This is a genomic window from Glycomyces dulcitolivorans (assembly GCF_003265355.1).
GTDB classification, from domain to species: Bacteria; Actinomycetota; Actinomycetes; order Mycobacteriales; family Micromonosporaceae; genus Glycomyces; species Glycomyces dulcitolivorans.
In genome coordinates, this window is sequence record NZ_QFRW01000018.1 from 3328 (window position 1) to 16470 (window position 13143).

Annotated in this window: 12 protein-coding genes; 3 read left to right on the top strand and 9 right to left on the bottom strand. The window is 71.8% G+C overall.

The annotated features are described in order from the left end of the window. The coding region (gene recO / locus DI269_RS27955; RefSeq protein WP_232822549.1) for a DNA repair protein RecO at positions 1–478 on the bottom strand (478 nt) is incomplete at its 3' end. A gap of 82 nt (positions 479–560) precedes the next feature. Here recO and DI269_RS00500 point away from each other — a divergent pair. After that, positions 561–1202 (top strand): MOSC domain-containing protein, encoded by a 642-nt coding sequence (locus DI269_RS00500; protein WP_112133213.1) that lies wholly within the window; start codon positions 561–563, stop codon positions 1200–1202. Here DI269_RS00500 and DI269_RS00505 read toward each other — a convergent pair. From DI269_RS00505 to DI269_RS00515, 3 genes are all read right to left on the bottom strand, one after another. Further along, positions 1199–1648, bottom strand: a complete 450-nt coding sequence (locus tag DI269_RS00505) for a hypothetical protein (protein WP_112133214.1) — start codon at positions 1646–1648, stop codon at positions 1199–1201. The two genes, DI269_RS00500 and DI269_RS00505, sit on opposite strands and share 4 nt — an antisense overlap. Positions 1649–1719: 71 nt before the next feature. Continuing rightward, positions 1720–2427, bottom strand: coding sequence for an endonuclease V (locus tag DI269_RS00510; RefSeq protein ID WP_198667006.1), 708 nt, complete (start codon positions 2425–2427; stop codon positions 1720–1722). A 148-nt stretch (positions 2428–2575) separates the two neighbouring features. Next, entirely contained in the window at positions 2576–2827 is a 252-nt protein-coding gene (locus tag DI269_RS00515) for a hypothetical protein (RefSeq protein WP_112133215.1), read from the bottom strand. A gap of 146 nt (positions 2828–2973) precedes the next feature. Here DI269_RS00515 and DI269_RS00520 point away from each other — a divergent pair, with 146 nt between their 5' ends. Next, a complete protein-coding gene (locus tag DI269_RS00520; protein WP_112133216.1) occupies positions 2974–4053 on the top strand; it encodes an NAD-dependent epimerase/dehydratase family protein in 1080 nt (359 codons plus the stop codon). A 48-nt stretch (positions 4054–4101) separates the two neighbouring features. Here DI269_RS00520 and DI269_RS00525 read toward each other — a convergent pair whose 3' ends face one another. The 5 genes from DI269_RS00525 to DI269_RS00545 all read right to left on the bottom strand — a co-directional run bounded on the left by DI269_RS00525 (position 4102) and on the right by DI269_RS00545 (position 10297). Then, positions 4102–4800, bottom strand: a complete 699-nt coding sequence (locus DI269_RS00525; protein ID WP_112133217.1) for a hypothetical protein — start codon at positions 4798–4800, stop codon at positions 4102–4104. A gap of 79 nt (positions 4801–4879) precedes the next feature. Further along, positions 4880–6031, bottom strand: a complete 1152-nt coding sequence (locus DI269_RS00530) for a uroporphyrinogen-III synthase (protein WP_112133218.1) — start codon at positions 6029–6031, stop codon at positions 4880–4882. Further along, positions 6031–6387, bottom strand: coding sequence for a nitrite reductase small subunit NirD (gene nirD / locus DI269_RS00535; protein WP_232822550.1), 357 nt, complete (start codon positions 6385–6387; stop codon positions 6031–6033). The genes DI269_RS00530 and nirD overlap by 1 nt, the downstream gene beginning before the upstream one ends. A gap of 5 nt (positions 6388–6392) precedes the next feature. Next, complete coding sequence (nirB, locus tag DI269_RS00540; protein ID WP_112133219.1) at positions 6393–8879, bottom strand: nitrite reductase large subunit NirB; 2487 nt, start codon at positions 8877–8879, stop codon at positions 6393–6395. Beyond that, a complete protein-coding gene (locus DI269_RS00545) occupies positions 8876–10297 on the bottom strand; it encodes an FAD-dependent oxidoreductase (protein WP_112133220.1) in 1422 nt (473 codons plus the stop codon). Before DI269_RS00545 ends, nirB begins: the two co-directional genes overlap by 4 nt. Before the next feature lie 277 nt (positions 10298–10574). Between DI269_RS00545 and DI269_RS00550 the strand changes: the two genes are divergently transcribed. Next, on the top strand, positions 10575–13143 hold a 2569-nt coding region (locus DI269_RS00550), incomplete at its 3' end, for a terpene synthase family protein (protein WP_112133221.1).

The window sequence follows — 13143 nt, forward strand, 5'->3', positions numbered from 1 at the left end:
ACTGCTCCAGGGACGGCGCCCAGCCGGCGGACTTCATGCCGCGCAGCAGGTAGGAGTCCATGACGAGCACGGGCGGGAGCGAGGTCTCGGCGAGGGCGCGGAAGGCGCCGAGGGTCAGCTGGAAGACGTCGAGGTCGGGCTGGTGGTCCTCGGGGACGAGCCGCTCGGCGGCCTCGGCGATGACGCACGCGGCGGTGTACGCGGCCCAGTCGCCGCTGATCGCGCCGCCCGACAGGTGCAGGCCCACGGCCTGGGTGACGGTGTGGAGCTCGGCGCGGCCCTCGATGAGCTGGAGGTCGACGTGGCTGAACGGGGCGAGGCGGGCCCCGAACTTCGAGGAGGTGCGGCGCAGGCCCTTGGCCATGGCGCGGTAGCGGCCGCGGGTGCGGCCCAGTACCGACACGATCGCGTCCGCTTCACCGAGTTTGAAGGTGCGCAGGACCACCGCGTCGTCGCGGAACAGCTTCCGAGTGCTCACCCCCACGCCGCAAGCCTAGCCGGGACCACCGACACCGCAAACCGGGTTGAGGCGCACGTGCTCCGGCGCTACGCTGCGGCCTGTGAAGATCCTCTCGGTCAACGTCGGCCGCCCCCGCGCGAACCCGTGGAAGGGCCTCGCCGCCACCTACATCGACAAGCGGCCCGTGGAGGGCCCGGTCGCGGTGACCTCGCCGGGCCCGAAGGGCGACGGCTCGGTCGGCCTCGCCGGGGACCGGGTCGGCGACGTCCAGAACCACGGCGGCACCGACCAGGCCGTGTACGTCTACGGAACCGAGGACTACGCGCACTTCGGGGCGCTCGTGGGCCGCGAGTTCGGGCCCGGCGCGTTCGGGGAGAACCTGACCACCTCCGGGTACGACGTGAACGCGGCCCTGATCGGCGAGCGCTGGGCCGGGCCCGGCGGGCTGGTGCTCCAGGTGACCGGCGCGCGCGTCCCGTGCGGCACGTTCCGCGGCTGGATCGACGAGCGCGGCTGGCTCAAGACGTTCACGCGCGAGGCCCGGCCGGGCCCGTACATGCGGGTGGTCGAGCCGGGCCACGTCGAGGCCGGGGCCGAGCTCGAAGTGGTGCACCGGCCCGACCACGGGGTCACGGCGGCGATGTTCTTCCGCGCCGCGATGGGCGAGCGGGACCTCGTCGAGGAGGTCGCGTCGATCCCCGACCTGGCGCCGGGCGACGCGGCGTGGCTGCGGAGCCGTTAGGCCGCTTGGAGTTCGGGTTTGCGGAAGTAGGCGTTGGCGCTGGGGCTGAACATGACGGCGGTCGCGGTGAGCACGGCGGCGATGTGCAGCATGCGGGCGACGAAGAGCCCCATCATGAGGTCGCCGTCGCCGCCGAAGGCCTCCAGGAACGGCGCGCCGTCCATGAGGAGCCGGGCCGGCTCGACGACCAGCGACGCGAGGCCGATGACGGACAGCAGCCCGGCGAGGGCCCAGCGGGCCCAGCGGCGGCCGGACGCGAAGAGCGCGATCAGGACCAGCACCGCGAGGTAGATCGCGCCGCGCACGCCCAGGGCCGTCCAGGTCCCGGCGTCGAGCCCCGACTCCTGCCGGATCTCGCTGACGGCGAAGAGGGCCTCGATGACCCCGGCGGCGACGGCGGTCGTCCACAGCAGTGCGGCGTTGGTGACTGAGTGGGGTTTCTGCATGGTCCCAACGCTAGGGCCCAGGCCCCCCGGAATCGATCCGGTGAGCGGGCCGACCGGGGGTGGGGTGGGCCCTACCCCGCGGGGGCGCGGTCGGCGAGCCGCTTGCGCCCCAACTGGTCCGCGGCGCGGATCGGCTCGGGCAGGCGGTAGCGGGGGGCGAGTTCGAGGACGAGGTCGCGGGCGGTGCCGAGGGTGGTGCGGTGGCCGACCGAGACGTACACGGGCTTGACGCCGTCCTGGGTGCGCAGCGCGCAGCCGACGGTCTCCTCCCGCGCCTCGATCGCGGTCCAGTCGCCGCGCTTGGCGCCGGGGGCCTCGACGGGCAGGTGGGGCGGGTTCTTGGCGACGCCGATCGCGGGCGCGTCGAGGACGACGCCGAGGTGGCAGGCGAGGCCGAAGCGGCGCGGGTGGGTGAGCCCGTAGCCGTCGCACACGTACAGGTCGGGGGTCACGGTGAGCGCTTCGATCGCCTTGAGCAGCAACGGGAGTTCGCGGAACGCGAGGAGGCCCGGCACGTACGGGAAGTCGGAGGTCCCGCGCACGACGGTCTGGTCGAGCACGGCGAGGTCGCTGCGGCGCAGGACGACCGCGGTGGCGACGGCGGCGTCGGAGTCCTTGCCGTAGGCGATGTCGAGCCCGGCGACGGTGTCGATCGGCCGGTCGCCGTCGGCGACGACCACGCACCCGGCCAGCTCGGTCTGCATCGCGACCGCCTCGGCCTCGTCGCGCGGCAGGCGGGCGTAGGCGGCGCGGTTCGCGGGTGCTTCGGAGTCGCTCACAACGGAAGCCTAGCCAAGCGGCACGCGCGCTACTACCATCCCCAGCCCCCACCCTCCCGGGGAAGAATAAGGTGCGATCCTCCCCGCCGGGTCCGACAGAAACCGGGCTCCGGCGCCGTTTTATCACCCGAAAGGTGACAACGGGACGTCAGCCCTCGCCGCCGAGGTCGAAGGGGAAGTCGTCGGCGTCCGCGTCCAGGTCGTCGGGGAACTCGTCGGCGGCGTCGGTCTCGAAGCTGCCGTCGCCCTCGGCCTCGTAGTGGAACTCGTCGGGGCTGGCCGCGTCGTCGAAGACGTCGTCGGTGCCATCAGCGGTCTCGGCCCCGGGGGCGGACTCCAGGGAGGCGAAGAAGTCCTCGCCGAACTCCTCCTCGGCTCCGGTGTCCCATTCGTCGGTCATGGCGGCCTCCCCGCGTCTCCTTCCAGCATATTGAGCCCGCGCGGGCCCCGCCGCAAGACCGCGACGATGCCGTTCGCTGCCGAGAGCGGATCTGCCGAGGGCGAACGGGCCTTGCCCGCCGACCGGCAGGCCGCCATGCTCAGGGCATGAGCACGCAACCGAAGCGCATCGTCGTCCTCGGCGGGACCGTCTACCTCTCCAAGACCATCGCGCGCCTCGCGATCGCGCGCGGCCACCAGGTCACGGTCGCCGCGCGCGGCACCAGCGGCGAACCGCCCGCCGGCGCCGAGTTCGTCAAGATCGACCGCAGCGTCCCCGACGGTGCCGAAGCCCTGCGCGGCAGGGAGTTCGACGCGGTCTTCGACGTCGCCCGCATCCCCGCGCAGATCACGCCGGTCCTCGACGCCCTCGCCGACGGCGCCGGGCACTGGTCGTTCATCTCCACGATCTCGGTCTACGCGAAGCACGACGTCGTCGCCGACGACCTGTACGAGCCGACCGCGCCCGACTCGACCGACCCGACCGTGGAGGCCTACGGCGCCAGCAAGGTCGCCTGCGAGAACATGGTCCGCGAGCGCCTCGGCGACCGGGCGCTCGTCACCAGGCCCGGCCTCATCGTCGGCGCCGGGGACCCGGTCGACCGGCTCGGCTACTGGCCGCTGCGCTTCAGCGAGGGCGGCGAGATCCTCGCCCCCGGCCCGCAGGAGCGCCCCGTCCAGTGGATCGACGTCGAGGACTACGCGAACTGGCTCCTCGACGCCGCCGACGCGAAGCTCACCGGCACGTTCGACGCGATCGGCGACCACATCGGCATGGGCGCGTTCTTCGACGGCATCGCCGACGCGCTCATCGAGGAGGGCGTCATCACCGAGCGCCCGAACCTGACGTGGGTGTCGCAGGAGTTCCTGCTCGAACAGGAGGTGACCCCTTGGGCCGGACACGAATCGCTCGGCTTCTGGGTGCCCTCCCCCGACTACGACGGGCACGGCAGCCGCCCCTCGGCCCCGGCCGTCGCCGTCGGGCTGCATCTCTCCACACTGGAGACCACGGTGAAGCGGTGGTGGCACGCGAACGCGGCCGACCCGAGCCTGCGGGCGGGCATGAGCCGCAAGCGGGAAGGCGAGCTCCTGGCCGCCTGGCACGGCACGGAGGCCGACCCCGAACTGGAGCGGTACGACCGGGAGCGGACCTTCAAGGTGCCGCCGGTGACCGCGCCCCCGGGTTAGACACGAAAAAACGGCCCCGCCGAAAGGCGGGGCCGTTCTCGTATACGCCTACTGGACCGGCGGCGGGGGCGGCTGCTGCCCGTACGGCGGCTGGCCCGGCTGCTGGCCGTAGGGGGGCTGGCCCTGGTACGGGCCCGCGGCGGGCTCCTCCTTGCGGAAGAACTCGTTCGAGGCCGGCACCGCCAGCAGGATGATGATGACCAGCGACCCGACGATGAACAGGATCAGCGTGACCCAGTCGAGGGCGTTGACCCACGACGGCGTCGCGTCCTCGACCGCCTGCGTCATCTGGTCGTTGTACTCGGTGTCGTTCATGCTGTACGTGGTCGAGCCGATCTGCCCGATGAGGCCGAAGAGGCCGCAGCACAGCAGCGCGATGCCCGACAGGACCCACGACAGGATGCGACCGGGCCGGTTGCCCTTGTTGTTCAGGATGCCCAGGATGACGTAGAAGACCGCGAACAGCAGGTACACGCCCGCGGTGGCCGCGAAGATGATCGTCATCAGCGAGCTGATCTGGTCGGCGGTGATGCCGGAGCCCTCAAGGGACGGATCGTTGAGCAGCTCGTCCTCGACGACCTCGCCGACCGCGGACTGGACCGCGAACATCGCGATGCCGGTGACCACGAGCAGCAGCGCGGTGAGGAACTGCGTCCACACCGCGACGTTGACCGACGTCGGCCGGATTTTCGGGCCCGACGGCGGCAGGGGCTGCTGCGGGTACTGCGGCGCTGGCGGGTACGCCATGGCGGCCTCCGATTCAGATGTTCAGGCGGTGGTTCGGGCTCCCTCATCGTACAAAGGGAAACGCCTCAACGCACGCCCGTCAGACTTCGAGGTTCAAGCGGTACCCGCGCTTGATCACGGTCTCCACACAGGACCGGAGGTGGACGGCGTCGCGCAGGCGCGTCACCGCCATCTCCACGGCGTGCCCGTCGGCCCCGCGCGGCAGGTGCCCGAGGAGCTCGGCGCGCGAGAGGACCTTCCCGTTCGCCGACGCCAGCGCCCGGATGACGGCCATCGGCGCGGGCGGCAGCTGGAACGGCTGGTCGTCGAGGAGGACCATGTGGCCGCGCAGCTCGATCTGGTGGCCGGTGGCGAGCTGGAGCCGCCGGGACCGCTTGGGGAGCGCCGAGGCGACGGTGCGCACGAGCGAGCCGAGGCGGGCGCGCTGGGGCTGGACGGTCTCGACTCCCAAGCGCTCCAAGGGGGCCGCGGTGACGGGGCCGACCGCGACGGGGAGGACGCCGTTGTCCTCCGCCGTCGCGCGGAACGCCTCCAGCATGTCGGCGGCCTGGTCGCCGGCGATGCGCAGGAGCGCGTTCGCGGCGGGCGCCGACGTGAAGGTGACCGCGTCGATGCGGCGGGCGCAGATCGCGTCCACGAGTCGCTGGACCGGCGTGATGTCGGTCGGGAGCGTCCACCGGTAGACGGGGACGGGCACGGCCGCGCCGCCGCCGGCGCGGACGGTGCGGATGAAGTCCTCGGCGGGGTCGCCGTGGAGCTGGATGGCGACCCGCTGGCCGCCGACGCCGCGTACGCGCAGGTACTCGACGACCTCGTCGCCGGTCTCGGAGGGCGCGGTCCACTCCTCGGCGAGGCCGGCGGCGCGCACGGCGCCGAGGGCTTTGGGTCCGCGGCACAGGATGCGGGAGCGGGCGAGGACTTCGAGGAGGTCCTCGCCCATGCCCCAGCCCTCGGCCGCTTCGAGCCAGCCGCGGAAGCCGATGCCGGTGGTGGCGACGACGAGGTCGGGCGCCTCCCGGATGAGTTCGACGGTGGCCGCGCGGAGGGCCTCGTCGTCGGGGAGCGGGACGATGCGCAGCGTCGGGGCGACGATGGTGCGGGCGCCGCGGCGCTCCAGCAGCGTCGCGAGCTCGTCGGCGCGCCGCTGCGCGGTGACGGCCACGGTGTAGCCGGTCAGCGGCGCGAGCTGCTTCGTCTCGGCCTCTTGGACGGGGGCTCCGGCAGCGGCCATCAGGTACTCGCTTTCACTTCCGAGAGGGCCCCCACGCGGATCTGCCCGTCGACGACTTCGACGGCGTAGACCTCCAGCGACACGGCCTCGTCGTCGAGGCAGGCGCCGGTCTTGAGTGAGAACGCCTGCTTGAGCAGGGGGCTGACCACGACCGGTTCGCCGCCGCGGTCGCCCACGAGGCCGCGGGAGATGACGTTGGCGCCGGTGAACGGGTCGGTGTTGGCGAGGGCGTAGAGGCTGTCGTCGAGGAGCCGGAACACGGCGACCTGCGCGCCGTCCGCCAGCAGTGCGGCGACGCCGCGGCCGGGGACGAGCCGGCCGAACTCGCAGACGACTTCGAATGGAGGCGTGGTCACGGTGATCACTTCCCTTGGGAGGAGCGGACGATGACGGGCGTGCCGAGCGGGACCGGCTGGGAGCGCTCGGTGCTCCCGGCCGGGAACTTCTGGCCGCGGACCTCTTCGAACTCGATGGAGGGGTCCGGGGTCTCGGGGGCGTTCACGAACGAGACGAACCGCTGGAGCTTCTCGGGGTCGTCGATGACGCCCTTCCACTCGTCGGCGTAGTTCGCGACGTGCTTCTCCATCAACGCGTCGAGCTCGCCGCAGATCCCGAGCCTGTCGTCGACGATGACCTCGCGGAGGTAGTCGAGGCCGCCTTCGAGGCCCTCGACCCACTTGGAGGTGCGCTGGAGCCGGTCGGCGGTCGAGATGTAGAACATGAGGAACCGGTCGATGGTCCGCACCAGCGTCTCGGAGTCCACGTCGGACAGGAGCAGGTCGGCGTGGCGGGGCGTGAAGCCGCCGTTGCCGCCGACGTACAGGTTCCAGCCGTGCTCGGTGGCGATGACGCCGAAGTCCTTGCCGCGGGCCTCGGCGCATTCGCGCGCGCACCCGGAGACGGCGGACTTGAGCTTGTGGGGGCTGCGCAGGCCCCGGTAGCGCAGTTCGAGGTCGATGGCCATCTTCACCGAGTCCTGGACGCCGTAGCGGCACCAGTCGGTGCCGACGCAGGACTTGACGGTCCGCAGGGCCTTCCCGTAGGCGTGCCCGGACTCGAAGCCGGCGTCGACGAGCTTGCGCCAGATCTTCGGGAGGTCCTCGACGCGGGCGCCGAACATGTCGATGCGCTGGCCGCCGGTGATCTTGGTGTAGAGGTCGAACTCCTTGGCGACCTGGCCGATCACGATGAGCTTGTCGGGGGTGATCTCGCCGCCGGGGATGCGCGGGACGACCGAGTAGGTGCCGTTGCGCTGCATGTTGGCGAGGAAGTGGTCGTTGGTGTCCTGGAGGGCGGCCTGCTCGCCGTCGAGGATGTGGCCGTTGGAGAGGCTCGCGAGGATCGAGGCGACGGCGGGCTTGCACAGGTCGCAGCCCGAGCCGGTGCCGTGGCGGGCGATCAGCTCGGAGAACGTGGTGATGCCGGTGACCTTGACGATGTCGAACAGCTCGGCCCGCGACTGGGTGAAGTGCTCGCACACGGCCTTGGAGACCTCGACGCCGCCTTCGGCGAGGAGCTGCTTGAGCATGGGGATGCACGAGCCGCAGGAGGTCCCGGCCTTGGTGCAGGACTTGATCTCGGCGACGTCGTGGCAGCCTTCGTGGATGGCGCCCATGATCTCGCCCTTGGTGACGGCGTTGCAGGAGCAGACCTGCGCGCCGTCGGGGAGGGCGCCTTCGATCTCGCCGCCGCCGAGGAGGTCGGCGAGCTTCCCGGGGACCTTCCCGCCGACGCTGGCGCGCAGCAGCGGGTACGGCTCGGCGTCGCCGACGAGCATGCCGCCCAAGAGTGTCTGGGCGTCGTCGGAGAGGACGAGCTTCGCGTAGGTGCCGTTCGCGGGGTCGAGGTAGGTGGTGGCGAGGGGGCCGTCGAACGCGCCGAACTGGGCGACGTCGACGCCGAGGAGCTTGAGCTTGGTCGACATGTCGGCGCCGGGGAACGTGGCCTCGCCGCCGGCGAGGCGGTCGGCGACCACTTCGGCCATCGCGTAGCCGGGGGCGACGAGCCCGTAGCAGACGCCTTCCATGGCGGCGACCTCGCCGATCGCGTACACGTCGGGATCGGAAGTGGCGCAGGACAGGTCGGTGATGATGCCGCCGCGCTCGCCGACCTCGATGCCGCAGTCGCGGGCGAGCTGGTCGCGGGGGCGCACGCCCGCGGCGAAGATGATCAGGTCGGTGTCGTAGGAGACGCCCTCGCGGTTGGTGTCCATGCGCAGGCGCCCGTCGACGGCCTCGATGCGGGTGCCGCCGGTGGAGCAGTCGACGCCGATCCCGAGGGATTCGATGTGCTGCTTGAGGACGCCGCCGCCGGCCTCGTCGAGCTGGCGGGCCATGAGCCACGGCGCGAACTCGACGATCTGGGTCTCCATGCCGAGGAGCTTCAGGGCGTTCGCCGCTTCGAGGCCGAGGAGGCCGCCGCCGATGACGACGCCGTGGCGCCGTCCCTCCGAGTGGGCCTTGATGTTCTCCAGGTCCTCGATGGTGCGGTAGACGAACACGCCCGGGAGGTCCTTGCCCTCGACCGGGGGCACGAATGCATAAGAGCCGGTGGCGAACACGAGCTTGTCGTACGGGTACTCGCCCGAGGCGGAGCGGACGACCTTCGCGTCGCGGTCCACTTCGGTCGCGGCCTCGCCGAGGCGGACCTCGACGCCGTCGAGGTCCGAGGCGAGCGAGAGCTCCTCGGCGCTGACGCCGTCGAAGAACGCCGACAGGCGGACCCGGTCGTACGCGGGGCGGGGCTCCTCGCACAGGACCGTGACGTCCCAGGAGGGGTCGCGCTGGACGACGGCCTCCAGGAAGCGGCGGCCGACCATGCCGTCGCCGATGACTACGAGCTTGCTCATGCTGACACCTCATCGAGTTGTTCCGCGGCCCGGCCGAGGCCGGCCACGGTGCTGTTCAGCCACTTGCAGAGTCCGGCGACCTCTTCGGTGCAGGTACCGCAACCGGTGGAGGCCTGCGTGGCCTCGGACAGGGCTTCGGGAGTGCGCGCCCCTTCGAAGAACGCGTCGCTCAGCTCCCGTTTCGTGACGTTGTTGCAGCGGCAGACCACGACCTCGTCGGGCATGGACGCCGGCGTTTCGGGGGCCACCGAGACGGATTCGCCGGGGCGGCCCATGAGGAGGGTGCGGCGGTCGTGCGGCACCGGGTCGCCGGTGTCGAACAGCTGGACCACCTGGCCGACCATGGGGTTGTCGCCGAGCATGACCGCGCCCGCGAGGCGGCCCTCGGCGTCGATCACCAAGCGCGCGTACGTGCCGCGCGCCGGGTCGGCGAAGGAGACGACCTCGTCGCCGTCGACGCGGCCCATCGCGGCGAGTTCGATGCCGGAGGCCTTGAGGCGGGTGACCAGGCGCGAGCCCTCGTAGGCGGCGTCGGGGTTGACGCCGGAGAGGAGGTCGACGACGACGTCGGCCTGCTCCCAGGCGGGGCCGACGAGCCCGTAGGGGATGCCGCGGTGCTCGGCGCAGTCGCCGACGGCGAACACGTCGGGCGCGGAGGTGCGGCACTGGTCGTCGATGACGATCCCACGCCCGCACTCGATCCCCATGGACCGGGCGAGGTCCGTGTTGGGGCGGATGCCGCAGGAGACGACGAGGAGCTGCCCGGTGACGGTGCGCCCGTCGGCGAGCACGAGGGTGAGGCCGTCGTCGCCGTGGATGACGCGGGTGGTCTGCGCGTCGGTGACCGACTCGACGCCGACCTCGGCGTAGGCGTCGGCGAGGACGCGCGCGCCGAGCGGGTCGAGCTGGCGGTCCATGAGGTGCCCGGCGGCGTGCACGACGGTGACGTCCATGCCGCGCTTGGCGAGTCCGCGCGCCGATTCGAGGCCGAGGAGGCCCCCGCCGAGGACGATCGCCGAGGCGCGGTTGGCGGCCTCGTCGAGGATCGACCGCGCGTCCTCGATGGTCCGGAGTACATACGCCCCGGTGGGGAGCGGGTCGAGGCCGGGGACCGGGGGGACGAACGCCTCCGCGCCGGTGGCGAGCACGAGCTTGTCGAACGGGGTCCCGTTGACGGTCTTCGCTTCGAGGTCGACCGCCTCGACGGTCTCGCCGAGGCGCAGCTCGACGTGCTCGGGCGGGACCGGCAGGGCGATCTCGGCCTCGGTCTGCTTGCCCGCGATCATGCTGGAGAGCAGGATCCGGTTGTACGCGGCCTCGGACTCGGCGCCGAACACGGTGACGTCGACGCCGCGGCGCCCGAGCTCGCGGGCGATGCGGGCCCCGGCCATGCCGTAGCCGACGATGGCGACCTTCACTCGCTCGACCTCCAGGTGCTGGGCTGACTGCGGACGCGGCCTGCGGCCGCGCCGTCGGAGCGACGGCGCTGTCAGCCCCCGACTGGCGTCTAGATTCACCCGGGCCTGTTTCGCGATCGAGCGGCCTATGTTTCGCGTGTGCTAAGTAGTCCGCACGCTTCGCCCGCCGGTACCGGACAGCTCGTGCACGTCACCCGACAGGGTGTAGCGGTCACACTCCTTGGGGCCCTACAGTGGTTCGCAGTGCAAACCACCGGTTTCGCCGCTAGGGAGTGCTATGGCCGAAAATCACCCGTTCGTGTTGCCCGTGTTCTACCTCCCGTACCCCGCCCGGCTGAATCCGCACGTGGAGGGCGCGCGCGTCCACGCCCGGGTGTGGGCCAAGGAGATGGGGATGCTCGACGCGCCCGCCGAGGGCGGCGGGGTGATCTGGGACCTGGCCGAACTCGACCGCCACGACTACGGGCTGCTGTGCGCGTACACGCACCCCGACTGCGACGCACCGGCACTCGACCTCATCACCGACTGGTACGTGTGGGTGTTCTTCTTCGACGACCACTTCCTCGACGCGTTCAAGCGCACCCGCGACACCGCGGGCGCGAAGGCCTACCTCGACCGGATCCCGCTGTTCATGCCCCTGGACGTGGGCGAGACGCCGGAGCCGGAGAACCCGGTGGAGCTGGGGCTCCAAGACCTGTGGCGGCGCACCGCCCCCGCGATGTCGGCGGGCTGGCGCGAGCGGTTCCTCGTCTCCACGATCAACCTCCTGTTCGAGTCCCTGTGGGAGCTCGACAACATCAAGTCCGACCGGGTCGCGAACCCGATCGAGTACATCGAGATGCGCCGCAAGGTCGGCGGCGCCCCGTGGTCGGCGGGCATCGTCGAGTACGCCGTCGGCGCGGAGGTGCCCGACCAGGTCGCCGCGTCCCGGCCCCTCGAAGTCCTGCGCGACACGTTCTCCGACGCCGTCCACCTGCGCAACGACCTGTTCAGCTACGAGCGGGAGGTCACCAAGGAGGGCGAGAACGCGAACGCGGTCCTCGTCTTCGAGCGGTTCCTGGGCCTGGAGACGCAGCGCGCGGCCGAGCTCGTCAACGACATCCTCACCTCGCGGCTCCACCAGTTCGAGAACACCGCGCTCACCGAGATCCCGGTGCTGTGCGCGGCCGAAGGGGTCACGCCGCCCGAGCAGGCCGCGATCGGCCTGTACGCCAAGGGACTCCAGGACTGGCAGGCCGGCGGGCACGAGTGGCACATGCGCTCCAGTCGGTACATGAACGACGCCGCGCAGCGGGTCCTGTCGGGCCCCAACGGGATCGGCACCTCGCAGGCGCGCCTGGCGGCCTCGGCGCTCAAGCAGCACTCGCGGTTCCCGTACCGGAAGGTCGGGCCGACGACGCTACCGGAGTTCTACCAGCCGTTCGAACTGCGGCTCAACCCGAACCTCGACGAGGCCCGCCGCCACGGCGCCGACTGGGCCGCCAAGATGGGGTTCCTCGCGCCGGACCCGGCCCTGCCGGGGTCGGGGCTGTGGAACCGGAAGCAGTTCCTGGGCTTCGACTTCGCGCTGTGCTCGGCCGGGATCGACCCGAACGGCACCGCCGAGGAGCTGAACGCCTCCGCCGACTGGCTCGCCTGGGGCACCTACGGGGACGACTACTACCCGGCGGCCTTCAGCCGCGGCCGCAACCTCGGCGCCGCGATCGCCCAGCACCGCAGGCTCATGCAGTTCATGCCCCTGGACCTCGGACCCGTGCCGGTCCCGGCGAACCCGGTCGAGCTGGGGCTCGCGGACCTGTGGGGCCGCACGGCCGCCGGGTTCGAGGAGCGGGACCGCGCCGAGTTCAAGCGGGCGGTCGAGAAGATGCTCGAAGGCTGGCTGTGGGAGGTCCACACCGAGTCGCAGAACCGCGTCCCCGACCCGGTCGACTACGTGGAGATGCGCCGCGACTCGTTCGGCTCCGACCTCACGATGGCGTTGGCGCGCTTGAAGCGGGGCCGCACCATCCCCGACGCGGTGTGGAAGTCGCGGCCGATCGAGTGGATGGAGGCCGCCGTCATGGACGCGATGTGCCTGCTCAACGACGTGTGCTCGTACCAGAAGGAGGTCGAGTACGAAGGGCAGCTGCTCAACGGCGTCGTCGTCGCGGAGGAGTACCTGGAGGTGGACCGCGAGGAGGCCGTCCGGATCACGGCGGCGCTCGCGAACGCGCGCATCGAGCAGTTCCAGATGGTCGAGGCGAACGACCTGCCGGGCCTGGCCGAGGAGCACGCGCTCGACGCCGACGCGCGGGCCGCACTCGCAGGGTATGTGGACGACCTGAAGAACTGGGTCGCGGCGATCAGCAAGTGGCACCTGGACGGGACCGACCGGTACCGCGAGGAGTCGCTGCGGAGCCCCGTCGACATCGGTCCGGGATCGGTTGCAGCCCATGGCGTCGGACGGTTCCTGGAGGCGGGCTCGCCCGAGGCGGCCCCGGTCCCGGTTCAGCACCGGATCCCGGGGCCCGCGTCGTGGCGCGACTACCTGCCGGCGCGGCCGGAGAACGCCGCCCCGGCGCCCATCGCGGCGACGAACGCGAACATCGCGGCGCCCATGCGCTTCTTAAGGGCCGAGGAGTCGTCGTCCTCCTCCTCGCCGACGGCCGCCGCCTCCTCGACCAGCAGCCCGTCGGGCAGCGGGCCGGGGTCCGGCGGCGGCGCGTCGGCGGCGGGGCTCGTCGGGGCCTCCTCGGGAGTCGACTCCGCAGTGGTCGGATCGGGCGAGGGCCCGGCCGTCGGCGACGGCTCGTCCTCGGCGGGCGTCGTGGCCGGGTCGGGGTCGGGCGACTCCGGTGCGGGGGAAG